The sequence below is a fragment of the Roseovarius salis genome, assembly GCF_044472985.1.
In the GTDB taxonomy this organism is placed as follows: Bacteria; Pseudomonadota; Alphaproteobacteria; order Rhodobacterales; family Rhodobacteraceae; genus Roseovarius; species Roseovarius salis.
This window is the reverse complement of the sequence record NZ_JBISDG010000046.1, coordinates 1-25,381: the sequence shown is the minus strand read 5'-3', so window position 1 is coordinate 25,381 and position 25,381 is coordinate 1. Positions and strand designations below refer to the sequence as shown.

21 protein-coding genes and 1 tRNA gene are annotated in these 25,381 nt (G+C 66.5%); 14 read left to right on the top strand and 8 right to left on the bottom strand.

Annotation, left to right across the window (positions count from 1 at the left end):
* Positions 1-282: 282 nt before the first annotated feature.
* A complete protein-coding gene (locus ACH13J_RS15870) occupies positions 283-2,640 on the bottom strand; it encodes a UvrD-helicase domain-containing protein (RefSeq protein ID WP_397544319.1) in 2,358 nt (785 codons plus the stop codon).
* Positions 2,641-2,748: 108 nt separating this feature from the next.
* Here ACH13J_RS15870 and ACH13J_RS15865 point away from each other — a divergent pair, with 108 nt between their 5' ends.
* On the top strand, positions 2,749-3,462 hold the full coding sequence (locus tag ACH13J_RS15865) for a ZIP family metal transporter (protein ID WP_397544318.1): 714 nt from the start codon (positions 2,749-2,751) through the stop codon (positions 3,460-3,462).
* Positions 3,463-3,525: 63 nt separating this feature from the next.
* Here the strand turns inward: ACH13J_RS15865 and ACH13J_RS15860 are convergent, their stop codons facing one another.
* Complete coding sequence (locus ACH13J_RS15860) at positions 3,526-3,990, bottom strand: hypothetical protein (protein ID WP_397544317.1); 465 nt, start codon at positions 3,988-3,990, stop codon at positions 3,526-3,528.
* Between the two features lie 129 nt (positions 3,991-4,119).
* Between ACH13J_RS15860 and ACH13J_RS15855 the strand changes: the two genes are divergently transcribed.
* The 8 genes from ACH13J_RS15855 to ACH13J_RS15820 all read left to right on the top strand — a co-directional run bounded on the left by ACH13J_RS15855 (position 4,120) and on the right by ACH13J_RS15820 (position 13,733).
* A complete protein-coding gene (locus ACH13J_RS15855; RefSeq protein ID WP_397544320.1) occupies positions 4,120-5,313 on the top strand; it encodes an alpha-hydroxy-acid oxidizing protein in 1,194 nt (397 codons plus the stop codon).
* A 195-nt stretch (positions 5,314-5,508) separates the two neighbouring features.
* Positions 5,509-8,952, top strand: a complete 3,444-nt coding sequence (locus ACH13J_RS15850; protein WP_397544316.1) for a pyruvate carboxylase — start codon at positions 5,509-5,511, stop codon at positions 8,950-8,952.
* A gap of 115 nt (positions 8,953-9,067) precedes the next feature.
* Positions 9,068-9,142: transfer RNA gene (locus ACH13J_RS15845), tRNA-Gly, on the top strand.
* Between the two features lie 126 nt (positions 9,143-9,268).
* Entirely contained in the window at positions 9,269-9,940 is a 672-nt protein-coding gene (locus tag ACH13J_RS15840; RefSeq protein WP_397544315.1) for a helix-turn-helix domain-containing protein, read from the top strand.
* A 219-nt stretch (positions 9,941-10,159) separates the two neighbouring features.
* Positions 10,160-10,591, top strand: a complete 432-nt coding sequence (locus ACH13J_RS15835; RefSeq protein ID WP_397544314.1) for a YeeE/YedE family protein — start codon at positions 10,160-10,162, stop codon at positions 10,589-10,591.
* Positions 10,592-10,594: 3 nt separating this feature from the next.
* Positions 10,595-11,029, top strand: a complete 435-nt coding sequence (locus ACH13J_RS15830; protein ID WP_397544313.1) for a DUF6691 family protein — start codon at positions 10,595-10,597, stop codon at positions 11,027-11,029.
* Positions 11,030-11,047: 18 nt separating this feature from the next.
* Positions 11,048-11,929: an MBL fold metallo-hydrolase gene (locus tag ACH13J_RS15825; RefSeq protein ID WP_397544312.1), complete on the top strand. Its 882-nt coding sequence runs from the start codon at positions 11,048-11,050 to the stop codon at positions 11,927-11,929.
* A 94-nt stretch (positions 11,930-12,023) separates the two neighbouring features.
* Entirely contained in the window at positions 12,024-13,733 is a 1,710-nt protein-coding gene (locus tag ACH13J_RS15820; RefSeq protein WP_397544311.1) for a sulfate permease, read from the top strand.
* A gap of 21 nt (positions 13,734-13,754) precedes the next feature.
* On the opposite strand, the gene ACH13J_RS15815 is transcribed toward ACH13J_RS15820, so the two are convergent.
* From ACH13J_RS15815 to ACH13J_RS15790, 6 genes are all read right to left on the bottom strand, one after another.
* Positions 13,755-14,873, bottom strand: coding sequence for an acetoin utilization protein AcuC (locus ACH13J_RS15815; protein WP_397544310.1), 1,119 nt, complete (start codon positions 14,871-14,873; stop codon positions 13,755-13,757).
* A gap of 84 nt (positions 14,874-14,957) precedes the next feature.
* Positions 14,958-15,203 (bottom strand): MoaD/ThiS family protein, encoded by a 246-nt coding sequence (locus ACH13J_RS15810; RefSeq protein ID WP_397544309.1) that lies wholly within the window; start codon positions 15,201-15,203, stop codon positions 14,958-14,960.
* A gap of 8 nt (positions 15,204-15,211) precedes the next feature.
* Positions 15,212-17,464: a molybdopterin cofactor-binding domain-containing protein gene (locus ACH13J_RS15805; protein WP_397544308.1), complete on the bottom strand. Its 2,253-nt coding sequence runs from the start codon at positions 17,462-17,464 to the stop codon at positions 15,212-15,214.
* Positions 17,464-17,943: a 2Fe-2S iron-sulfur cluster-binding protein gene (locus ACH13J_RS15800; RefSeq protein WP_397544307.1), complete on the bottom strand. Its 480-nt coding sequence runs from the start codon at positions 17,941-17,943 to the stop codon at positions 17,464-17,466. The genes ACH13J_RS15805 and ACH13J_RS15800 overlap by 1 nt, the downstream gene beginning before the upstream one ends.
* A gap of 3 nt (positions 17,944-17,946) precedes the next feature.
* The gene (locus ACH13J_RS15795) at positions 17,947-18,804 is read right to left on the bottom strand and encodes an FAD binding domain-containing protein (protein WP_397544306.1); all 858 of its coding nucleotides are present in this window, start codon (positions 18,802-18,804) and stop codon (positions 17,947-17,949) included.
* A 161-nt stretch (positions 18,805-18,965) separates the two neighbouring features.
* Positions 18,966-19,910, bottom strand: a complete 945-nt coding sequence (locus ACH13J_RS15790) for a helix-turn-helix domain-containing protein (RefSeq protein ID WP_397544305.1) — start codon at positions 19,908-19,910, stop codon at positions 18,966-18,968.
* A gap of 88 nt (positions 19,911-19,998) precedes the next feature.
* Here ACH13J_RS15790 and ACH13J_RS15785 point away from each other — a divergent pair, with 88 nt between their 5' ends.
* The 5 genes from ACH13J_RS15785 to ACH13J_RS15765 all read left to right on the top strand — a co-directional run.
* Positions 19,999-20,913 carry a 3-keto-5-aminohexanoate cleavage protein gene (locus ACH13J_RS15785; RefSeq protein ID WP_397544304.1) on the top strand — a complete coding sequence of 305 codons (915 nt, stop codon included), beginning with the start codon at positions 19,999-20,001 and terminating at the stop codon, positions 20,911-20,913.
* Between the two features lie 47 nt (positions 20,914-20,960).
* Positions 20,961-21,725, top strand: a complete 765-nt coding sequence (locus ACH13J_RS15780; RefSeq protein WP_397544303.1) for an SDR family oxidoreductase — start codon at positions 20,961-20,963, stop codon at positions 21,723-21,725.
* Between the two features lie 92 nt (positions 21,726-21,817).
* A complete protein-coding gene (locus tag ACH13J_RS15775) occupies positions 21,818-23,221 on the top strand; it encodes a carnitine 3-dehydrogenase (protein WP_397544302.1) in 1,404 nt (467 codons plus the stop codon).
* A gap of 10 nt (positions 23,222-23,231) precedes the next feature.
* Entirely contained in the window at positions 23,232-24,392 is a 1,161-nt protein-coding gene (locus tag ACH13J_RS15770; protein WP_397544301.1) for an acyl-CoA dehydrogenase family protein, read from the top strand.
* A gap of 118 nt (positions 24,393-24,510) precedes the next feature.
* Positions 24,511-25,381: CoA-binding protein (locus ACH13J_RS15765; RefSeq protein ID WP_397544300.1), on the top strand; the 871-nt coding region annotated here is incomplete at its 3' end.

Sequence of the window (25,381 nt, the reverse complement as noted above, 5' to 3'; positions counted from 1 at the left end):
GAACTCCCTGCGAACCGTCGACATGTTGGTCCTCCGTCGTGTTTGGCCGGATTTTTGATCAAAAATCCGAAGAATACAAGTCATCCAGGATTGCACGGCCGCGCCTTGATGCGAACCAAGGCGCGGCGTCCGGCATCCGGTCCGGCACGCCGACAGTCACATCGCGTTCAATACCAGGAATGTAAAAAATCCATTGGCGCACTAAAACAATCGATACGCCCACATAGCCGCCGGGCTTGGGCAAAGCTCACCCAAAAGCTGGGCGCGCTCACCGTCAATGTCCTAAAACGGGATGTCGTCCGCGCCGGTGACGAACCGCGCCACGACCTTCTTGACCCCTGCCTTATCGAAGTCGATTTCCAGCTTGTCACCCTCGATCCCGGTGATGACCCCGTAGCCGAATTTCTGGTGAAACACCCGCTCGCCCATGGTGTGGCTGCTGACCGCCTGCGCGTCTATGACGCTATCGCGTGACTCGCGCGGCTGGCTCATCGGTCGCTGCCCGGCACGGGCCTGCAGGCGGCGCCAGCCCGGGGAATTGTAGCCATCCGCATCCGCGGCACGTGATTCCAGCCCGCTCTGCCGGGTCATGCCGCCCATGCCCGCCGCGCCATACCCGCCGCCATACAGCCCCGGCGGCGTGAGCACCTCGACGTGCTCCTCGGGCAACTCGTCGATGAAACGCGACGGCATCTGGCTCTGCCACTGGCCGAATACGCGCCGGTTGCCGGCAAATGATATGGTACAGACCTCGCCGGCACGAGTGATGCCGACATAGGCAAGGCGTCGCTCTTCCTCCAGCCCCGTCAGGCCCGATTCGTCCATCGACCGCTGCGAGGGGAAAAGCCCGTCCTCCCACCCCGGCAGGAAGACGGCCGGGAACTCAAGCCCCTTCGCCGCGTGCAGCGTCATGATGGAAACCTTTTCCTCCGAGCCGTCGGACTCGTTGTCCATGACGAGGCTGACATGCTCGAGGAAGCCGGAAAGGTTCTCGAACCCTTCCAGCGCCTTCACCAGTTCCTTGAGGTTCTCCAGCCGCCCCGGCGCCTCGGGCGTGCGGTCGTTCTGCCACATCTCCGTGTAGCCGGATTCGTCGAGGATCATCTGGGCCAGCTCGACATGGCCGACCTCCGCGTCACCCGCCAGCCGGCCCCACCGTTGAAGATCCTCCAGCAGCTTCGACAGCGCCGCGGCGCCCTTGCCGGCAAGCCCGTTCTGCTGCAGCAGGATCGCCGCGCCCTGCACCAGCGACACGCCGTTATCGCGCGCCGCGACCTGGATCTTCTGCTGCGCCTTGTCGCCAAGTCCCCGCTTGGGGGTGTTCACGATCCGCTCGAAGGCGAGATCGTCGGCGGGGCTGACCACCAGGCGGAAATACGCCATCGCGTCACGGATCTCCATCCGCTCGTAGAAGCGTGGCCCCCCGATGACGCGGTAGGGCAGGCCGATGGTCAGGAACCGGTCCTCGAAGGCGCGCATCTGATGGGAGGCGCGCACCAGTATCGCCATCTCGTCAAGGCTGAAGGGCCGCATCCCCCGCGTGCCCCGCTGCATCGACTCGATCTCCTCTCCGATCCAGCGGGCCTCCTCCTCGCCGTCCCAGTGGCCGATGAGGCGCACCTTCTCGCCCTCGTCGGCCTGCGTCCAGAGTTCCTTTCCGAGACGCCCCTTGTTGCCGGATATCACCCCGCCGGCCGCAGCGAGAATATGCGGGGTCGATCGATAGTTCTGTTCCAGTCGCACGACGCGCGCGCCGGGAAAGTCCTTCTCGAAGCGCAGGATGTTGCCCACCTCGGCCCCGCGCCACCCATAGATCGACTGGTCGTCGTCGCCCACGCAGCAGATGTTGCGGTGACCCGCCGCTAGCAGACGCAGCCAGAGATACTGCGCCACGTTGGTATCCTGGTACTCGTCCACGAGGATGTAACGGAACCAGCGCTGGTATTGCCCCAGCACGTCCTCATGGGTCTGGAAAATCGTCACCATGTGCAGGAGAAGGTCGCCGAAATCCACGGCGTTCAGGTCCTTGAGGCGCTGCTGGTACTGGGCGTAGAGCGCCACGCCCTTGCCGTCATAGGCGGACGCCTCGGCAACCGGGACGGAGTCGGGCGTCCATGCCCTGTTCTTCCAGCGGTCGATCACGCTGGCCAGCTGGCGCGCCGGCCAGCGCTTGTCGTCGATGTTCGCGGCCTGTACCAGCTGCTTGAGCAGGCGGAGCTGGTCGTCGGTGTCGAGGATCGTGAAATTCGATTTCAGCCCGACAAGCTCGGCATGGCGCCGCAGCAGTTTCACGCAGATGGCGTGAAAAGTGCCCAGCCACGGCATCCCCTCCACCGTTTCGCCCAACAGTCCCGTGACGCGCGCCTTCATCTCGCGCGCGGCCTTGTTCGTGAAAGTCACGGCAAGGATCTCGTTTGGTCGCGCGCTGCCGGTATTCAGAAGGTGGACCAGCCGCGTGGTCAGCGCCTTGGTCTTGCCCGTACCGGCCCCCGCAAGCATCAGAACCGGCCCCTCCAGCGCCTCGACCGCCTCGCGCTGCGCGGGGTTGAGGCCGTCAAGATAGGGCGCGGGCCGGGCGGCCATGGCCCGCGCTGCAAGGCCGGCGCCCTCGAAGGCGTCAAAATCGTCAAAGCTGCTCATGCCTGCCAAGTTAGCGCGGGTCGCGCCCGAGATAAAGCCAATGTTCAGGGATTGTTCCCGCGGAATTCACGGGTTTCCCGGTCATGCCGGCCGGGATAATGATCGGGAATGACCGAATTGCTTCTTTTTTCTGCCTTTGCCGGCGCGATGATCCCGCTCGGTGGCTGGATCGCCCGCAACGAGAGCGTTCTGCCCGGCTGGCTGGAGCGGGAATTCCGCCACAGCGTGATCGCCTTTGGCGCCGGTGCGCTGCTCAGCGCCGTGGCGCTGGTTCTGGTGCCGGAAGGCATGGAAAGCCTGCCGGGCGCCTACCCCGTCGTTTTCTTCAGCCTTGGCGCGGCAGTGATGGCGTGGCTGGATACCTGGCTGGTCCGCAGCGGCTTGCCCAGGGCGCAGATGCTGGCGATGCTGTCCGATTTCGCGCCGGAGGCGATGGCAATGGGGGCGCTTTTCGTCGTCCGCCCGGATGCCGCGCCGCTGCTGGCGCTACTGATCGGGATGCAGAACCTGCCCGAGGGTTTCAACGCCTACCGCGAAGCGGAGGAAAAGGTCCGCTCCGGTGCGTCCGATCACCGCCTTCGCAACTTTGGCCTGCTGGCGCTGGTGGGGCCGGGCGCGGCGTTGGCGGGTTTCTTTTTTCTGGCCGATTACCCGGCGGTAACCGGCGGTATAATGTGCGCCGCGGCCGGGGGCATACTGTTCCTCATATTTCAGGATATCGCACCGCAGGTGAAACTGGAAAACAGGGTCGCCCCGCCGCTGAGCGCGGTAGCGGGCTTCATGCTGGGCATTGCCGGCCATCTCGCGACCGGCACGCACTGACCCTTGCGCACGCATGTTTGCGGCCGGCGGTCGCCCCCTGGCTTGGCAATGCACGTGCCCGTGTCAGGACCCCACCTGCCCGTTTCCCGCCAAGGGTGCCAGATCACAGGCACCACGAACGACACCGGCTTGCGGCAGATCATCGAGGCGGTCGTCGGAATGCGCGTCGCGCATGGGCGCGGTCGTCGCCCACCGGGTAATCGCCGCCTCGCTGCAACGCAGGTAAAGCACGCCGGCCGCCGCGGTGACATGCTGCATTTCATGTTCAAAGCGGCCCACATGCCCGTCGCGGTCTATGAGCACGACCACCGGCGTCTTTCCCGTCAGATGCGAGAAGAAAAGCGCCTGATGCACGCTGTCCCTTGAACTGCTTTTGCCGTCGAGCCCGATCTCGATCACGTGGCTGTCCGTTGTGCAATCGACCCGCACGTGACGCCTGGTTTCGTGGACGTCGAAGTAATGGCGCGCTTCCGCCTCGCTGCCGGCTAGAAATGCGCACAGCATACCCGCCAGTTCGACTTCGCCCACGGATCGTCCTCCGCCTTGCGTTAAGAAAGGTTAACAAATCGTTAACATACCCTGTCTCCCGCGCAAAGCGCCGATGCCGGGCCCTGGCGACTGCTGGACAAGCGGCGTTTCCGCATGGCTAATGCGGCCATGACGCTGGATACCCGATACCCTGCCCTGTCCGATCTGCGCAGACGCGCCCGCGCCCGCCTGCCACGTTTCGTCTGGGAGTATCTCGACAGCGGGACCGGCACCGAGGCCACCACCCAGCGCAACCGCGACAGGCTGGACGAGATCCTGCTCATGCCATCGATCCTGCATGGCGAGATCGACCGCGTGACGACGACCGAGTTCCTTGGTTCGCGTTTCAACCTGCCGGTCGGCATCGCGCCGGTGGGAATGTCCGGTCTCGTCTGGCCCGATGCCGAGCGCACACTCGCGCGGTCGGCGGCGCGGGCGGGCATCCCCTATACGCTGTCGACCGTGGCCAGCCAGACGCCGGAGGACGTGCAGCCCGCGCTCGGGGAACATGCATGGTTCCAGATGTACCCACCCCGGGACCCCGAGATCCGGGCGGACATGCTGCGCCGGGCGCGCGCGGCCGGTTTCGAAACACTCGTGCTGACGGTGGACGTGCCGGTCGGCAGCCGGCGCGAGCGGCAGACGCGCTCGGGCCTGACGCAACCGCCGCGGGTCACGCCCCGTCTCCTGGCCCAGATCGCGGCCTGTCCGGCATGGGCGCTCGCCACCGCCAGACGGGGCATGCCGCGCATGCGCATGATCGATGACTACATGCCCGACACCAAGGGCCTGCCATCCAACCAGCACGCCGGTTACCTGCTGCGCACGTCGCCCGACAGGGATTACCTGCGCTGGCTTCGCGACGCCTGGGACGGGCCGCTGATCGTCAAGGGCGTTCTGGATGCCGGCGATGCCGCGCGCCTCGAAGCGGACGGAATCGACGCGATCTGGGTGTCCAACCATGCCGGCCGCCAATTCGACGCGGCCCCTGCGACCATCGCGGCATTGCCGGCGATCCGCGCGGCCACGGCGCTGCCACTGATCCTGGATGGTGGGATCGAGGGCGGGCTGGATATCCTGCGGGCGATGGCCCTGGGCGCGGACTTCGTCATGATGGGCCGTGGCTGGCACTACGCGCTGGCGGCGCTCGGGCCGCGCGGGCCGGATCACCTGGCCGCGATCCTGAAGGCCGATCTGGAATCCAACATGGGCCAACTGGGAATCCCGGATCCGGCTGCGGCGAGGAACCGGGTGGTGCCCCGGCACGCCGACCACGTCGAAAACCCACCGGCAGGCGGGCAAACCGCCGGAATGGATAGATAAATCCAATCGGCCGACGGGTGGAAACATATGCCCGGCCGGGCACAAAAAGTCGCTGACGGGTGAATCGCGTCGCTGCAGGATTGCGCAAACCTTTCACAAATCCTACAAGTTGCGACCAATTGGCGCTGCGCTGCGGCAAAGCCCGCGGAAAGCGAGGGCGCCCGATGCCGATCTGTTGATGTCAGGAGGGGGCCGGTGGCCGAGTTCAAGAAAATCCTCATCGCCAACCGCGGCGAGATCGCGATACGCGTGATGCGCGCAGCGAACGAGATGGGCAAACGCACCGTCGCCGTCTTTGCCGAGGAAGACAAGCTCAGCCTTCACCGCTTCAAGGCGGACGAGGCGTATCGTATCGGCGAAGGGCTGGGGCCGGTTCAGGCGTATCTTTCCATCGACGAGATCATTCGGGTTGCCAAGCAGTCCGGCGCGGATGCGATCCATCCAGGCTATGGCCTGCTCAGCGAAAACCCCGATTTCGTGGATGCCTGTGCCGAAAACGGCATCACCTTCATCGGGCCGCGGGCAGAGACCATGCGCGCCCTCGGCGACAAGGCCAGCGCCCGGCGCGTGTCGGTGGAGGCGGGCGTGCCGGTCATCCCCGCCAGCCACGTCCTCGACGACGACATGGACCGCACGCGGGCCGCCGCCGAAGAGATCGGCTATCCCATGATGCTCAAGGCGTCATGGGGCGGCGGCGGACGCGGGATGCGCCCGGTGATGGGCCCCGACGAACTGGAGGAAAAGGTGCTGGAGGGCCGGCGCGAGGCCGAGGCGGCTTTCGGCAACGGCGAGGGCTATCTTGAAAAGATGATCCAGCGCGCCCGCCACGTCGAGGTGCAGATCCTCGGTGACAAGCACGGGCAGATGTACCACCTCTTCGAGCGCGACTGCTCGGTTCAGCGGCGCAACCAGAAGGTCGTCGAACGGGCGCCCGCCCCCTACCTGACCGACCTGCAGCGCGCAGAGCTGTGCGAACTCGGCTACAAGATCTGCAAGCACGTGAACTACGAGTGCGCGGGGACGGTCGAGTTCCTGATGGACATGGATTCCGGCGCCTTCTACTTCATCGAGGTCAACCCGCGCGTACAGGTGGAACACACCGTCACCGAAGAGGTGACCGGCATCGATATCGTCCAGGCCCAGATCGGGATTGCCGAAGGCAAGACGCTGGCCGAAGCCACCGGAAAGACAAGCCAGGACGAGATAACGCTGAACGGCCACGCCCTGCAGACCCGGATCACCACCGAGGACCCGCTCAACAATTTCATTCCCGATTACGGCCGGATCACCGCCTACCGCTCGGCCACGGGCATGGGCATCCGCCTCGACGGCGGCACCGCCTATTCAGGCGGCGTTATCACGCGCTATTACGATTCGCTTCTCACCAAGGTCACCGCGTGGGCGCCGACGCCCGAACAGGCCATCGCAAGGATGGACCGCGCGCTGCGCGAGTTCCGCATCAGGGGTGTTTCGACCAATATCGCCTTCGTCGAGAACCTGCTCAAGCACCCGACCTTCCTCAACAACGAATACACCACCAAGTTCATCGACACCACGCCCGAGCTTTTCCAGTTCGCCAAGCGGCGGGACAGGGGCACCAAGGTGCTTACCTACATTGCCGACATCACGGTGAACGGGCACCCCGAAACCCAGGACCGCCCCCGGCCGCCCGCCGACGCGCCGGCGCCCAAGGCACCGAAACACACGGCACAAAGCCCTGCTCCAGGCACCAAGACGCTGCTGGAGGAGAAGGGCGCCAAGGCGGTGGCCGACTGGATGCTGGCGCAGGACCGCCTGCTTCTGACCGACACCACCATGCGCGACGGGCACCAATCGCTGCTGGCCACGCGCATGCGCTCGATCGACATGATCCGTGTCGCGCCGGCCTATGCCCACAACCTGCCGCAGCTCTTTTCCGTGGAATGCTGGGGCGGCGCGACGTTCGACGTCGCCTACCGCTTTCTTCAGGAATGCCCGTGGCAACGCCTGCGCGAGTTGCGCGCAGCCATGCCCAACCTGCTGACGCAGATGCTGCTGCGCGCCTCCAACGGCGTGGGCTACACCAACTATCCCGACAACGTGGTGCGCGAATTCGTGCGGCAGGCCGCCGAGACCGGGGTCGACGTGTTCCGGGTGTTCGACAGCCTCAACTGGGTGGAAAACATGCGCGTCGCCATGGACGCGGTGATGGAGACCGGCAAGATCTGCGAGGGCACGATCTGCTACACCGGTGACATCCTCGACCCGGACCGGGCCAAGTACGACCTGAAATACTATGTCGGAATGGCCAAGGAACTCCAGGCGGCGGGGGCGCATGTGCTGGGTCTCAAGGACATGGCCGGCCTGCTGAAACCCGCCGCCGCGCGACGGCTCGTGACGGCGCTCAAGAACGAACTGGACATCCCCGTCCATTTCCACACCCACGACACCAGCGGCATCGCCGGGGGCACGATCCTCGCCGCGGCCGATGCCGGGGTGGACGCGGTCGATGCGGCAATGGACGCGTTCTCTGGCGGCACGTCGCAGCCCTGCCTCGGCTCGATCGTCGAGGCAGTGGCCCATACCGAGCGCAACACCGGGATCGACATCACCAATGTCCGCGCGATCTCGCAATACTGGGAGCATGTGCGCGCGCAATACCGAGCCTTCGAAGCCGGGCTTCAGGCGCCGGCCTCGGAGGTCTACCTGCACGAAATGCCCGGCGGGCAGTTCACCAACCTCAAGGCGCAGGCGCGGTCGATGGGGCTGGAGGAACGCTGGCACGAAGTGGCGCAAACCTATGCCGACGTGAACCGGATGTTCGGCGACATCGTCAAGGTCACGCCGTCGTCCAAGGTGGTTGGCGACATGGCGCTGATGATGGTCAGCCAGGGCCTGACGCGCGCCGACGTCGAGAACCCCGATACCGACGTCGCTTTCCCCGACTCCGTCATCGACATGATGCGCGGCAACCTCGGCCAGCCGCCGGGCGGTTTCCCCGAGGGCATCGTCCGCAAGGTACTCAAGGGCGAGTCCCCCAACACCGAGCGCCCCGGCAAACACCTGGAACCGGTGGATTTGGAACAGACGCGCAAGAAGCTCTCCGAAGAGCTCGAGGGCCGGGCCGTCGATGACGAGGATCTCAACGGCTACCTGATGTATCCCAAGGTGTTCCTCGATTACATGGGCCGGCACCGCCATTACGGTCCGGTGCGCACCCTGCCCACCCGGACCTTCTTTTACGGGATGGAACCGGGCGAGGAGATCAGCGTCGAAATCGATCCGGGGAAAACACTGGAAATCCTTTTGCAGGCCGTTGGCGAAACCAACGAGGACGGAGACGTGAAGGTGTTCTTCGAACTCAACGGCCAGCCCCGCGTGATCCGCGTGCCCAACCGCATGGTCAAGGCGCAGACCACGCAGCGACCCAAGGCCGACCCGGGCAACCCCGACCACGTTGCCGCGCCGATGCCGGGGGTCGTGGCCTCGGTTTCCGTTCAGCCGGGCCAGAAGGTCAAGGAGGGCGACCCCCTGCTGACCATTGAAGCCATGAAGATGGAGACGGGTATCTATGCCGAGCACGATGCGACGGTGAAAGCGGTTCACGTACAGCCCGCCAGCCAGATCGACGCCAAGGACCTGATGATCGAACTGGAATGAACCCGGCGGGTGCGCATGACGCCGCGCGATGCGCTCTCGATTTTCTGGCGGTGCGGGGCAATTTTCCTCTTGCAGCCGCGCGCCAGACTTTATATCCCACGCCTCACCCAAGGAAGCGGGTGTAGCTCAGGGGTAGAGCATTACCTTGCCAAGGTAAGGGTCGTGAGTTCGAATCTCATCACCCGCTCCAATTTTCTTCAACGCCGTACGTCTTGATGCCAAGACCCGCACGGTCGGGCCGTTCATCGGACATGGCTGGATTCGGGGTGCGCCCGAACCTAGCTTTGTGCGACGCACGGCTCGAAGAGGACGACAGATGGCACAGACGGCACAAACCGGCGACTGGATCGAACGCTTTCCGGGCCTGTCCCGGCTTGGAACCGGGATCAGGCGGCGGCTTGCAGAAAACAGCCGTGTCATCGAGATGCCGCGCGACACGGTACTGTTCGGCCCCGGCAACTCGCCCGAACACATGTTGTTCCTGCTCGACGGCACGGTGCGCGTACAACAGGTGTCGGATACGGGCCGCGAGATCGTGCTCTACCGAATCAATGCCGGCGAAAGCTGCGTTCTGACCACGGCGTGCCTGCTGGCCTATGACGACTACTCCGCAGAGGGGATCGCGGAAACCGACATGCGCGCGGCCGCCGTGCCGCGCGGGGTGTTCGACGATCTGGTTGCGCAATCCCCCGATTTCCGCGCATTCGTGTTCGCCGCGTTCTCCAAGCGCATAACCGACCTGTTCCTCGTGATCGACGAGGTCGCCTTTCAGCGCATGGACGTGCGCCTCGCGCAGAGGCTGCTCGCGCTCAGCGGCGAGGATGACACGGTGGCCACGACCCACCAGAAACTCGCGGTCGAGCTCGGAACCGCGCGCGAGGTCATCTCGCGGCAGTTGCAGGAGTTCCAGCGTCGTGGCTGGATCGCGCAATCGCGCGGCACCGTGCGCATCCTCGAACGGGAAAAACTCGTCGCCCTCGCCACCTGAACCGGCCACTGCCCGCCCCGGTTGGTGACAATATCACCGACGCGCGGGGCCCGGGGGTGTACGCACCCGCCACGTTCCAACCTGCGCGAGGGAATCACGCGCCATGCAAACCAATGTCCGCGCCATGGACCGCCTGCCCGGCATCTCCAAGGGCGCGGTGCCCTTCAGCCGGCTCGTTGCCGTCGCGGACATCCACACCCACAGGGGAGCACGCTGATCATGGAGACCCATTTCACACCAATCGAATCGCTGGCCGGCGGCGTTCTGATCGGTCTGGCGGCCGTTGCCCTGATGGCGGTTCTGGGCCGGGTAATGGGCGCCACGGGCATTCTTGCAGGCGTCATGCATCCGACCGGATGGCGGGACTGGTCGTGGCGGGCCGCGGTGCTGGCCGGAATGGTTTCCGGGCCGTTGGCCGTTCTGCTGGTGACCGGCGACATGCCGCGCATTCAGGCGCCCGAGAACCGCTCACTGCTGATCGTCGGCGGGCTGGTTGTCGGGGTGGGTGTCACCTACGGCTCGGGCTGCACGTCCGGACATGGTGTTTGCGGCATGGCCCGCCTCTCGGCGCGCTCGATTGCCGCGACGGGGATCTTCATGGTGACGACCGCGCTCACCGTATACGTCATACGCCACATGATCGGAGCCTGACCCATGCGATTGATCGCGAGCTATGCAATCGGCCTCGTCTTCGGAATCGGGATCGCGGTGTCCGGCATGGCCAACCCGGCGAAAGTGCTGAATTTTTTTGACATCACGGGCAGATGGGACCCCAGCCTGATATTCGTCATGGGCGGGGCACTGGTGACCACCGCGCTCGGCTACCGGCTTGTCCTGCGCCGGCGCGTTCCCTTGCTGGATGCCCGCTTTCACCTGCCGGGGCGTCGGGATCTGGACGCGCCGCTCGTCGGCGGCTCGGCCCTTTTCGGCGTAGGTTGGGGCATGTCCGGCTTCTGCCCCGGCGGGGCGCTGCCGGCCCTCGGGACCGGGCAGATCGACGTCGTGCTTTTCGTCATCGCGATGGCGGCGGGCATCGCCCTCTCCCGCACCTTGCAGACGCGCCGCCGTAACGCCGCGGCGGCAAACTGAACACCCGGAGGATTACGCATGATCTACCCAGTCAACATGGATACCCGCCCCGAGGTCTCGGCCCATTTCGACGAGGCCACCAACACCATCAGCTACATCGTCAAGGACCCCGGCAGCGACCGTTGCGCCATAGTCGACAGCGTGATGGATATCGACTACGCCGCCGGGCGCATCACACACGACCACGCCGATGCGCTGATCGCCGAGATACGCGACCGGGGCCTGACACTCGACTGGATCATCGAGACGCATGTCCATGCGGATCACCTCAGCGCCGCGCCCTACATCCAGGACAGGATCGGCGGCAAGATCGGCATCGGTGAAAAGATCATCGTGGTGCAGGACACCTTCGGCAAGGTGTTCAACGAAGGCACCGAGTTCCAGCGCGACGGCAGCCAGTTCGACGCGCTGTTCAAGGACGGCGACACCTACATGGTTGGCGCGATGCAGTGTTTCGCCATGCACACCCCGGGCCATACGCCCGCCTGCATGACCCATGTGATGGGCAACGCGGCCTTCGTGGGCGACACGCTGTTCATGCCGGACGGCGGATCGGCGCGGGCGGACTTTCCCGGGGGCGACGCGGGCGAGCTCTACGACAGTATCCACAAAGTGCTGGCGCTGCCCGACGAGATGCGCCTGTTCATGTGCCACGACTACGGCCCCGGAGGCCGGGACATAAGGTGGGAGACCACGGTGGCAGAGGAAAAGGCGGCCAACATCCATGTCGGCGGCGAAAAGACCAAAGCAGAATTCGTCAAGTTCCGCACCGAGCGCGATGCGCAACTGGCGATGCCAAGGCTCATCATCCCGTCGCTGCAGGTCAACATGCGCGCAGGCGAGGTGCCCACCGACGCGGATGGCGTCCCGATGCTCAAGGTGCCGGTAAACCGGCTCTGAGTGCCCCGCGGGGGGACAAGGGCTGGCCGGGCGCCGGGTATCGCAGGGGCCGCGGGCGAGCGTCCGGCCCGCAACAGTTGATCGAGGGCACAGGATGCCAGACACGATATCGCGCTACTTTCCGTTCCTGTCGTGGGGCCGCGACTACTCGCGCAGCGCGCTCGGCAACGACCTGACCGCGGCGGTGATCGTCACGATCATGCTGATACCGCAATCGCTGGCGTATGCGCTGCTGGCCGGGCTGCCGCCGCAGGCGGGGCTCTACGCCTCGATCGTGCCCATCCTCCTTTACGCCGTTTTCGGCACCAGCCGCACGCTGGCCGTGGGACCGGTGGCCGTGGTCTCGCTGATGACGGCCGCGGCGCTCGGGCAGGTGGCCGAACAGGGTACGGTCGGCTACGCGGCGGCGGCGCTGTCACTGGCGGCGCTGTCGGGGGGCATCCTTCTTCTCATGGGGCTGTTCCGGTTGGGATTCGTGGCGAATTTCCTCAGCCACCCGGTGATCGCCGGCTTCATCACCGCGTCCGGAATCCTGATCGCGGCCAGCCAGTTGCGGCACGTCCTTGGCGTGGACGCACATGGCCATACCCTGCCCAGGCTTGCCATGTCACTTTGGACGCATCTGCCCGAAATCGACTGGATCACGGCCGCGATCGGGACGGGCGCCACCGCCTTCCTCTTCTGGGCGCGCAAGGGGCTGATGCCGCTGCTGCGCGCAATGCGCGTGGGAAAGGTCATGGCGGGCTTTCTCACCAAGGCCGGCCCCGTCGCCGCCGTTATCGTGACAACGCTTGCCGTCTGGGGGCTGGAACTCGACCAGCGCGGCGTGGCGGTCGTGGGCGACGTGCCGCAGAGCCTGCCGCCGCTTACCATGCCGCCCCTCGCGCCCGGCCTGTTGGGCCAGCTTCTGGTGCCGGCGTTGCTGATCTCGGTCATTGGCTTCGTGGAGTCGATCTCGGTCGCCCAGACTCTTGCCGCGAAACGCCGTCAGCGGATCGACCCCGACCAGGAACTGATCGGGCTGGGCAGCGCCAATCTCGGGGCCGCCTTCACGGGGGGATTCCCGGTCACTGGCGGTTTCTCCCGCTCGGTGGTGAATTTCGACGCGGGCGCCGAAACCCCCGCCGCCGGCGCCTTCACGGCGATCGGGCTGGCCGTCGCGGCGCTGGCGCTCACGCCACTCGTGTACTACCTGCCCAAGGCGACGCTGGCCGCCACGATCATCGTGGCGGTGCTGAGCCTTGTGGACTTCAGCATCGTCCATCGAAGCTGGAGATATTCCAAGACCGATTTCGCCGCCGTTGTGACGACCATACTGCTCACTCTCGGGCTGGGGGTCGAGGCCGGTGTGTCGGCCGGTGTGGCGCTGTCCCTGCTGCTGCACCTCTACAAGTCCTCCCGCCCCCACATCGCCGAGGTTGGCCGGGTTCCGGGGACAGAGCATTTCCGAAACGTGCTGCGCCACGAGGTCGAGACGGACCCGGCTATCCTGACGCTGCGGGTGGATGAAAGCCTGTATTTCGCCAACGCCCGGTTCCTCGAGGACTTCATCCATGCGCGGGTGGCGAAGGACCCGGCGATCCGCCACGTGATCCTGCAATGCACCGCTATCAACGAGATCGATTTGAGCGCGCTGGAGTCGCTGGAGGAAATCAACCGCCGCCTTGCCGAGATGGACGTGACCCTGCACCTGTCGGAGGTCAAGGGGCCGGTGATGGACAGGCTTGAGCGCGCGAATTTCCTGTCGGAAATGACGGGCAGCGTTTTCCTGTCGCAGCACGAGGCGATGCGGGCGCTGTCCTGACCGGCCCGCGCGCGCCGTCGCTTACACCCACGCCATGCGCCGTGCCCGCAACCGGGCCGCACGCGCGCGCAACTCCGGCTCCACGCGGGCGTTGCGTGGCTGGTCCCGCAACGTGGACAGAAGATGCGCCGGCGTTTCGCCGCGCGCCCTGCGCGACCAGCTCAGACCGTCCAGCACCTGCCGCGCCGCGGCCGGCAACCGGTCGGGGATCTCTTGGCCGGCCAATGTCGCCCATACGCCCGCCCACAGCCGTCCGACGGTCCAGGGATTGTAGCCGCCCCCGCCAAGCACCAGCAACCTTGTGGCCATCGGCGCAAGCGCGGCAACGACGCTCCAATGGGCGTTGTTGGACAGCTCCAGCCGCGCCAGCGGGTCCTCGGCCACGGCGTCGGCGCCGCATTGCAGGACGATGGCCTGCGGCTTCATCGCCTGAACGGCGGGCAGGATCACCTCGTCGCGGGCCAGGGCGAAACCATCGTCGCGCGTGCCCCGGGGCAGCGGCAAGTTCACCGCATTCCCGCCCGCATCATCGTCAAGCGCGCCGGTGAACGGCCAGCGTCCCTCCTCGTGGGTCGAGATCATCAACACACGGTCGTCTCCGGCGAACGCCGCCGCGACACCGTCGCAATGATGGGCGTCGATATCGATATAGGCCACGCGCGTCAGCCCCTGGCGCAGCATGACCTTGATGGCAAGGACGGGATCGTTGAGGTAACAGAACCCCGAGGCCCGGTCGGGCAGCCCGTGATGCGTGCCGCCGCCGGGATTGTAGACCACGCCGCCATGGGCAAGCAGGTCCGCCGCCAGCATCGAGCCGCCAGCGGCGGTGGCCGGGCGGCGGAACATCTCGGGGAAAACGGGGTTGGACAAGGTGCCCAGCCCGTGGCGTGCGCTGGTCTCGCCGCTGACGCACCCGGCTGTCTCGGCCTCTTTCAGCGCATCGATATAGGCGCCGGTATGGAAAAGCCGCAAGGCGCGCGGCTTGGCCCGCGGGCTTCGGCGAAACTGGCCCGGGCCGAACCACCCCATTGCCGCGCACAGGTCCGTAACGGTCGGCACGCGCGGGATGCTGAGCGGATGGCGCGGGCCATAGCTTGACCCGCGGTAGATTTCAGAGCCGATGAAGAGGGGCTGCCGCATGGCAACGATCATAGAGCGGCCGCGCCGGGGGAAAAGACGCACATTGCGCCCTCGGCCCGATACCGTATGCGAAGGCCGGGGATGCTAACCGCCGCGCAGACGCGCCAGCAGCACCACCTCACTGTCGGGCGCTATGGGCGTGAACCAGCTGTCGTTGTACACCTTCCCATCAATGGCGACCGACACGCCGCGGTCGAGCTGCGGGCGCAGGGCCGGATACTTCTCCGCCAACCCGTCCAGCAACTCGCGCAGCGTGCCAGCCTCGACCTCGACCTCGGCCTGGTCGTCGGTCGCCCATTGGAGCGACCCCCAGATCCGGACCTTGACCATGATCGGCGCTACCCGTCCTTCATCGCCTTGAACAGCTTGGGCGGCGACATCGGAAGGCTGGTCATGCGCACGGCCGCGGCCTCGGACACCGCGTTGGCGATGGCCGCGAGCGGGGGCACGATGGAGGTTTCCCCGACACCGCGCACGCCGTAGGGATGGCCCGGGTTGGGGATCTCCAGGATGACCGTGTCGATCATCGGCAGGTCCGAGGCCACCGGCACCCTGTAGTCGAGAAAGCCCGGGTTCTGGAGGACGCCGTCCTCGCCATAAATGTACTCCTCGTTGAGCGCCCAGCCGATGCCCTGTGCCGCACCGCCCTGGAACTGGCCCTCGACGTAGTCGGGGTGCACAGCCTTGCCGGCATCCTGGAAGACTGTGTAGCGCAGGATCTTGGTGGACCCGGTTTCGCGGTCCACCTCCACATCGACCATGTGGGTGGCGAAACTCACCCCCGCACCCTCGGCGTTGACTTCGTGATGGCCCGCGATCGGACCCCCGGTGTTGGAGGCGATTGCCGCGATCTCGGCCAGGCTCATCGGCGGGTGCTCTCCGGCGTTGGGGCCGGCGGGCTTGGCGCAACCGTCTTCCCACACGACGGCCTCCTCGTCGATTCCCCAGACCATCGCGGCGCGCTTGCACATCTCGCGCTTGGCGGCACGCGCCGCCTCGATCGTAGCCAGCCCCACGGCAAACGTCACGCGGCTGCCATCGGTCACGTCGTTCAGGCCGAGCGACGCGGTATCCGCGATCACGGTACGTACCTGGTCGTAGGGAATGCCCAGTTCCTCGGCCGCCATCATCGACATCGAGGCACGCGACCCGCCGATATCGGGATTGCCCTCGGTCACGTTCACCGTGCCATCCGGCGCGATGTTCATGCTCACGCAGGTATTGCCGCCGAAGTTGAACCAGAATCCACATGCCACGCCACGGCCCTGGTTCTCGCCCAGGGGCGCGGACCAATGCGGATGGTCCTTGGCGGTGCGCAGGGTCGCCTCCAGCCCGATGGCGGGATAGGTCACGCCGTAGGACGCCTTCGTTCCCTCTCTTGCCGCGTTCTTGAGCCGCACTTCCAGCGGGTCAAGGCCCAGCCCCTTGGCCAGTTCATCGACAGCGCTTTCCACGGCGAAGGCCGCCATCGGCGCGCCGGGTGCCCGGTAGGCCGCCTGCTTGGGCCTGTTGGTCACAACGTCCCAGCCAACCGTCTGCACGTTCTCCAGATCGTAGGGCGCGAAAGCGGACATGGACCCCATGTCGACAGGGGAGCCGGGATAGGCGCCGCCCTGATAGCGCAACTCCGCAAAGCCCGCGGTGATGCGTCCGTCCTTGGTCATGCCCAGGCGCACGTCGATGGAGCTGGAGGCGGTCGGACCGGTGGCGCGGAGCACCTCGGCCCGGCTCATCACCATCTTGACCGGGCGGCCGGTCTTCTTCGCCAACACGAGCGCGACGGGTTCGAGGAACACGGTCGTCTTGCCACCGAAGCCGCCACCGATCTCGGAGGCCGTGACGCGCAGTTGCCCCTCCTTCAGGCCGAGGATGGCGGCGCAGGTGTCGCGCACCAGGTACTGGCCCTGCGTGCAACACCACAGATCGCCCTGCCCGTCCGGCGACATCTGCGCAAGGCAGGCATGCGGCTCGATGTAGCCCTGGTGCGTGGCTTCTGTCGTGTAGCTGCGCTCCAGAACGCGATCGGCCTGTTCGAGACCCGCCTCGATGTCACCGTGGCCGAACTGGTAGCGGGCCATCACGTTGGGCGACATGCCCGCCGGCACGGATTCGTCCGCCCGCCCCTCGTGCAGCGCCGGCGCGTCGGCTTTCATTGCGGCGTCGACATCTGTGACGTGCGGCAGCGGCTCGTACTCCACCTTGATCAGCTTGAGCGCACGCTTCGCCGCCGCCTCCGACGAGGCCGCAACGGCCGCAACGGCGTGCCCGTCATACAGCGCCTTGTCACCGGCCATGCAGTTGTCGCGGATGTCGGCGTTGAAATCGTCAAGCTCGATATCCGGGAAATCGGCCCGCGTCACCACGCCGTGCACCCCGTTCAGCGCCTCGGCCTCCGACGCGTCGATGGACTTGATCCGCGCATGCGGATGAGGACTGCGCAGCACCCGGCCGATGAGCATGCCGGGCGCGGTCATGTCGGCGCCGAAACGTGCACGTCCGGTCACCTTGTCGATGCCATCAGGGCGCGAGACGCGCGTGCCGACGACCTTGAAATCGAGCGCCTTGACGTCTTGCTTTGTGTCCAGTGCCATTACGAGGCCTCCCGCATGTCCTGCGCCGCGTCCAGCACGGCGCGAATTATCTTGTCATACCCGGTGCACCGGCAGAGATTGCCCGCCAGCCAGTAGCGCGCTTCCTCCTCGGTGGGGTCGGGGTTGGTCTCGAGCAGCGACTTCGCCGCCACGAGGATACCCGGCGTGCAGATCCCGCATTGCAGCGCCGCATGGTCGATGAACTTGCGCTGCAGCGGGTGCAGCTCCTCTCCCTGCGCCATGCCCTCGATCGTGCCGAGCTCGCGGCCCTCGGCCTCGGCGCCCAGCATCAGGCACGAACATACCAGCCGTCCGTCGACGGTGATCGAACAGGCACCGCAATCGCCGGTCCCGCAGCCCTCCTTGGACCCGGTCAGCCCCAGCCTATCGCGCAGGACGTCGAGCATGGTTTCCTCCGGCTCGCACAGGAATTCGTGCGTGTCGCCGTTGATGGTGGTGGTTACGTGTATCTTGCTCATGGGTCAGGCTCCTGCGCGGTTACGGGCGATCACGGCAGCTCGGCGGGCCAGCACGCCCGCCATGTGCACCCGGTATTCGGTGGTGCCGCGCTTGTCGTCTATGGGTTTGGCCGCGGCCGAACAGGCGGCGGCGAGGGCGTCCAGCGCGGCATCGTCGACCTTGGTGCCGATCAGGGTGGCGGCGGCCTCCTCGGCCAGCAGGACCGTCGGCGCGACCGCGCCGAGCGCCACCCGTGCCGCGGTGCATGTGCCGCCCTCATCCAGCGTCAGCGAAACGCCGCACCCCACCACGGCGATGTCCATCTCGCTGCGGGGGATGAACCGAAGATAGGCGTCGCCCGACCGCGGCGGACGCGCCGGGAGGAACACCGACGCGACCAACTCGCCGGGCTTGAGCGATGTCTTGCCCGGCCCGGCGGGCACGTCCGCCACGTCCACGTCACGTATTCCGTCCGGCCCGGCCACGCGGGCGGTTGCCCCTGCGGCGACCATCGCCGGTACGCTGTCGGCGGCCGGTGACGCGTTGCAAAGGTTGCCCACGATGGTGCAACGGCCCTGTATCTGCGTCGACCCGATCAGGTTGGCCGCTTCCACGACACCGGGCCACGCGGCGGTCAGCCCGGAATGTTCGCCCATCTCCGCGGCGGACACCGCGGCGCCGACGCGCCAGCCGCCATCCTCTTCCGAAATCGTGCGAAAGCTGTCGATTCGCTTGATGTCGAGCACCGTGCCCGGCTCGGCCATGTCCGAGCGCATCTGTACCAGCAGGTCGGTGCCGCCTGCGAGGATGCGGCAATCGCCGCCGGTGCCGGCGAGCACGTCCACCGCCGCATCGAGCGATGTGGGGGCTTGATAATTCATGTCTGGCTTCCCTGTTGCCTCACTTCAAAGGTTGTCGGTCCGCCGCCCTGCGTCAAGACCCGCGCACCACAACCGTCCGGGCGGAGTATCCGGGAAATCGTCGGCCGGGGCAAACGCTTCCTTGTCGGGCGGCCACTTCGGCGGGGTGAACCGGGTCACGGTCATCGCCGGCGCAGCTCCGTCGGCGGGGCGCCATAGCTGCGCCGGACAGCCCTTGCCAGCGCGGCGGGGCTGTCATAGCCGCAGCGCAACGCGATCTCGGCGACCGACAGGCTGCTGTCCTCTATCAGCTTGCGCGCCGTCGAAAGGCGCAGTTGGCGATACACCGTGCCCGGCGGCGCCCCGAGTCGGTCGCGGAAATGGCGATCGAGCGTGCGCGGCTGGCAGGACAGGCGCCGTGCGAGCGCCGCCACCGGCAGCGGTCGCTCGACCGTGTCGCGCATCAACGCCAGCGCCCGGCGCACCAGCGGATCGGTCACGGCGCCGGTCGTGTCCGGCCCGACCGGCGGATCGCCATGGATGAACAACGCCTCCACGTCCAGCCGTGCCGATACGCCGAGATGGTCGGAAATCAGCCCCAGCGTCACGTCGAGCGCCGACATCGCCCCCGCGCAGGTAAGGAAAGGCCCGTCATGAAGAACGCGGGCGCGGCTCGTCTCGACCTCGAGGAATCGCTCGGCAAAGGCGTCGAGCAGGTCCCAGTGAACGGTCGCGCGCCGCCCGGCCAGCAGCCCCGCCGCGGCCAGCAGCCACGGCCCGGCATCCAGGGCAACCGTGACCCGGGCCTGCCGCGCGGCTGCCTGCAGCATCCTGCGGCTGGCCGGCGTGTCATGCCGCTCGTGATCGTAGCTGGCCAGCACCATCAGGTAATCCACCGACCCGATCTGGGCCAACGCCGCCCCGGCAAGGATGTCGAGGCCGCTGGAGGAGCGTGCGGCCCGCCCGTCGGGCGTGACGATCCGCCAGTCGAATACCTGCCCGGACGACAACGTGTTGGCCGCGCGCAGCGGTTCGATGCAGTTGGCAAGGCAAAGGTTCGAGAACTGGTCGAACAGCAGAACCGCGATACGAACCGGCTTTTTCGGGAATTTTGTCCATTCAGGCATGATAATCGTCTATTACTGCATATTTGCCTCCACGGCCAGCCCTGTACCCTTCAGCCAACATGAAGTCAGGCAACAAGGGAGGCCGCAGATGCCACTCACCATGAACCGCGAGGTCTTCGTGACCTGTGCCGTCACAGGCTCGGGCGGCACGCAAGACCGCAGCCCGCACGTTCCCCGCAGCCCCCAGCAAATCGCCGACAGCGCGATCGCCGCGGCCAAGGCGGGGGCGGCCATCGTGCACTGCCACGTGCGCGACCCTGAAACCGGCGCACCAACCCGCGACGTCGGCCTGTTCCGCGAGGTCACCGACCGCATCCGCGACTCGGAAACCGACGTGGTGCTCAACCTTACCGCCGGGATGGGCGGCGACATCACCTTCGGCGGCGTGGAATCTCCGCTGCCCGTGGACGAGGCCGGCACCGACATGATCGGCGCCACCGAACGGGTTGCCCACGTGGCGGAGTGCCTGCCGGAAATCTGCACGCTTGACTGCGGCACGATGAACTTCGCCGAGGCCGACTACGTCATGACCAACACGCCGGGCATGCTGCAGGCCATGGGTCGCATGATGACCGACCTGGGCGTGAAGCCCGAAATCGAGGCTTTCGACACCGGCCACCTCTGGTATGCCAAGCAACTGGTCAAAGACGGCATTCTCGACGATCCCGCGCTCGTGCAGCTCTGCATGGGCGTGCCCTGGGGCGCCCCGGACGACCTCAACACCTTCATGGCGATGGTCAACAACATTCCCCAGGGGTGGGAGTTTTCCGCCTTCGGTCTCGGCCGCAACCAGATGCCCTATGTTTCCGCCGCTGTCCTGGCCGGGGGGAACGTGCGCGTCGGGCTGGAGGACAACCTGATGCTCGACAAGGGCGTTCTGGCCGAGAACTGGCAACTGGTGGAGCGCGCCGTCGGCATCGTCGAGCGCATGGGCGCAAAGGTGATCGGCCCCGAGGACGTTCGCAAGCGTCTGGGGTTGACCAAACGCGCGCCCAAGGGCTGACGACCGGCCATCGCCAAACGCCACGCCTTGTCGGAAAGGAATTCGATGTGAGCCAGAGGGTTGTGATCACTGGCGGGGCCTCGGGTATCGGCCTGAGGTTCGCCCAACGGTTTTCCGAGCGCGGCGACCGCGTCGCCCTGTGCGACGCCGACGGCGCGGCGGTCGAGCGGGCCGCCGCGGCCCATCCCGACATGATCGCGATGCAAGCTGACGTGACGGACGAGGCCGACATGTCTGCCTTTCTCGGCCGGGTGGAAGAGGCGTGGGGCGGCGCCGATGTCGTTTGTGCCAACGCCGGCACGGGCGGGCCGGCGGGCCGGATCGAGGATCTGGACTACGACGCGTGGGCCGGCTGTGTCGGCGTCAACCTTTTCGGCGCGTTCCTCGTCTGCCGTTGGGCCGCGCGGGTGATGCGCGCACAGGGGGCCGGCCTGATCCTGCTGACCAGCTCGACCTCGGGGCTGCACGGTGTTCCGTACCGCAGCCCCTACGCCGCGGCGAAATGGGGCATCGTCGGTCTGACCAAGACCCTGGCGATGGAGCTGGGGCCGGCCGGCGTGCGCGTGAACGCGCTGGCCCCCGGAGCCGTCGAAGGCGAAAGGATGGAACGCGTCCTGGCGATGGAAGCCGAGGCAGGCGGCAAGACGGTGCAACAGGTGCGCGAACAATACGTCGCCGGCACGAGCCTGCGGAGCTGGGTCACCGCGGACGACATCGCCGACACGGCACTGTTCCTCGCCTCGCCCGCCGCGACACGGATTTCCGGCCAGGTTCTGGCCGTGGACGGACACACGGAGAGCATGGTGCCCTGACCCGGCGGCGTCACTCGTCAGCCGCTCGCGCGGCTTCCTCGTGAAGAGCGCAGCGATGAACGCCCGCGGCAAGCCCGAAAAGGAGAAACGAAATGACGAAAACGGCAGCAATCATAGGCGGCGGCGTGATCGGCGGCGGGTGGGCCGCGCGTTTCCTGCTCAACGGCTGGGACGTGGCGGTATTCGATCCCGATCCCCAGGCCGAGCGCAAGGTCGGCGAAGTGCTGGACAACGCGCGCACCGCGCTGCCCATGCTCTATGACTGCGACCTGCCGGCCGAGGGGCGGCTGACCTTCTGCGCCAGCATCGCCGAGGCGGTCGACGGCGCCGACTGGGTGCAGGAAAGCGTGAGCGAGCGGCTTGATCTCAAGCACACGGTGTTCGCCGAGATCCAGTCCGCGAACGCGGCGGTGCCGATCGGGTCCTCCACGTCGGGGTTCAAGCCGTCGGAGCTGCAACAGGGTGCTCCCGACCCGTCGCGGATCATGGTCGCCCACCCCTTCAACCCGGTGTACCTGTTGCCGCTGATCGAGATCGTGCCGTCGCCGGCCACCGACCAGGTCGCCGTCGCGCTCGGCGAGGAGCTTCTCGAAAGCGTGGGACTCTACCCGTTGCGCGTGCGCAAGGAAATCGACGCGCATATCGCGGACCGCCTGATGGAGGCGGTGTGGCGCGAGGGGCTGTGGCTGGTCAAGGACGGCATCGCCACCACGCGCGAGATCGACGACGCCATCCGCTATTCCTTCGGCCTGAGATGGGCGCAGATGGGCCTGTTCGAGACGTTCCGTATCGCCGGGGGCGAGGCCGGCATGCGTCATTTCCTCAGCCAGTTCGGCCCGGCACTGAAATGGCCGTGGACCAAGCTGATGGACGTGCCCGAACTGACCGACGAGCTCATCGAGACGATCGCCGGGCAGTCCGACGCCCAGTCGGGTCACATGAGCATACGCGACCTTGAGCGCACCCGCGACCGCAACCTGATCGCCATGATGCGCGCGCTCAAGCAGCAGGGGCAGGCCGTTGGTCGGTTGCTGCTCGACCACCAGGAGGCCATCCGGCAGCCCGCGCAGCAGGCCGACCCGCTCCTGACGCAGGCCCGGGTGATCCCCGTGGACTGGACCGACATGAACGGCCACATGAACGAGGGGCGCTACGGCCAGATCTTTTCCGACGCCGCCGAGGCGGTGATGGCGCTCGTCGGCGTGGACGAGGAGTACGTCGCCGCCGGCATGAGCTACTTCACCGTCGAAACGGACGTGAAGTATCTGGCCGAGACCCATGCAGGGGAGCGCGTGGAAGTACACAGCCGCGTCACCGAGGGAGGCGGCAAGAAACTGCGCTGCTTCCACGAGATGAAACGCGCCGGCGATGGCGAGGTGATGGCCACCTGCGACCAGCTGATGCTGCATGTGAGCCTCGAGACACGCCGCACCTGCGAGCCGCCCGAGGATGTGCGGGACAAGGTCGAGGCGCTGGCGAAACTGCACGCGAAATAGGAGTAGGCATATGCATTTCGGACTGACCGACGAACAGGAGATGATCGTCTCGACGGTGCGCAGTTTCGTCGAGAAGGAGGTCTACCCCCACGAGGCCGAGGTCGAGCGCACGGGCGAGGTGCCTGCCGAGGTGGCCCAGGAAATCAAGCGCAAGACGCTCGAACTGGGTTTTTACGCCTGCAACTTCCCCGAAGAGGTTGGCGGCGCGGGGTTGTCGCATCTCGAATTCGCGCTGGTCGAGCGCGAACTCGGCCGCGGCTCGATGGCGCTCACCCATTTCTTCGGGCGTCCCCAGAACATCCTGATGGCCTGCGAGGGCGAGCAGCGCGAGCGCTACCTGCTGCCTGCCGTGCGGGGCGAGCGGATGGATGCACTGGCGATGACCGAACCCGACGCGGGTTCGGACGTGCGCGGCATGAAATGCACCGCGCGGCGCGATGGCGGCGACTGGGTGGTGAACGGCACCAAGCACTTCATCTCCGGCGCCGATCACGCGGATTTCGTCATCGTCTTCATCGCCACCGGCGAGGACATGACGGACAAGGGCCCCAAGAAGCGCATCACCGCCTTCCTCGTCGACCGTGGCACGCCCGGCTTCACCATCCGGCCCGGCTACAACTCTGTCAGCCATCACGGCTACAAGAACATGATCCTCGAATTCGACGATTGCCGCCTGCCCGACGCGCAGGTTCTGGGCGAGGTCGACGGCGGCTTCGCGGTGATGAACGAATGGCTCTACGCCACCCGTATCACCGTGGCCACCATGAGCGTCGGCCGCGCACGCCGCTGCTTTGACTGGGCGCTCCACCACGCCGCCGAGCGGCGCCAGTTCGGCCAGCAGATCGGCAAGTTCCAGGGCGTGAGCTTCCAGATCGCGGACATGATCACCGAGATCGACGCCGCCGACTGGCTGACGCTGGCCTCGGCCTGGCGGCTGGATCAGGGACTGCCGGCGAACCGCGAGATCGCCAGCGCCAAGCTCTACGCTTCCGAGATGCTGGCCCGCGTCACCGACACGACGCTGCAGATCTATGGCGGCATGGGTCTGATGGACGACTTCCCCATCGAACGCTTCTGGCGCGATGCACGCGTGGAACGCATATGGGATGGCACATCGGAAATCCAGCGCCACATCATCAGCCGCGAGTTGCTGCGGCCACTCGGGGCATGACATCCATGCGCCTGTGAGGGGTATTCCCGCGCGGACGAGACCGGCCTGCCCGGATCTTGTTCCCGGCGTGAATACATCCCCCACCCTTTCCGACACCGACGGCACCGGGTAAGCAGAAATGACCGATATCTCCCGACTTCTCCAACCGAAATCCATCGCCGTGGTGGGCGGCGGCGCGTGGTGCGCCTCGGTGATCGAGCAATGCCGCAAGACCGGCTTCGCGGGTCCGGTCTGGCCGGTGCATCCTAGGCGGAGCGAACTGGGCGGCGTGGCCACCTTTCCCGGCCTCGCCGATCTCCCCGGCGTGCCCGATGCCGTCTTTATTGGTGTGAACCGCCATGCCACCATCGAAACCGTGCGCGAGCTGCGCGACATGGGCGCGGGCGGGGCGGTATGCTTTGCCAGCGGCTTCCGCGAGGCGCAGGCCGAGACGGGCGACGGCGACAGCCTCCAGCACGCGCTTCTCGACGCGGCGGGCGAGATGCCCATCATCGGCCCCAACTGCTACGGTTTCATCAACTACCTCGACGGGGCGCTGCTGTGGCCCGACCAGCATGGCGGGCAGCGGGCGGACCGTGGCGTGGCGGTGCTCACCCAGAGTTCGAACATGGCGATCAACGTCACCATGCAGACGCGGGGGCTGCCGCTGGCCTATGTCGCGACAGCCGGAAACCAGGCGCAGCTGGGTCTGGCCGAGATCGGCACCGCATTGCTGGACGATGACCGCGTCACCGCGCTCGGCCTGCATATCGAGGGCGTGGGCGATCTGCGCGCGTTCGAGGCGATGGCGGCCAGGGCGCGCGCTCTCGGCAAACCCATCGTCGCGCTCAAGGCCGGCCGCTCCGCCGCGGCGCAGGCCGCCGCGGTATCCCACACCGCCTCGCTGACCGGCAGCGACGCGGGCGCGCGCGCCCACCTTTACCGGCTCGGCATATCGCAGGTCGAGGCACATCCCGAACAGCAGGAAACGATCAATCTGCTGCACTTAT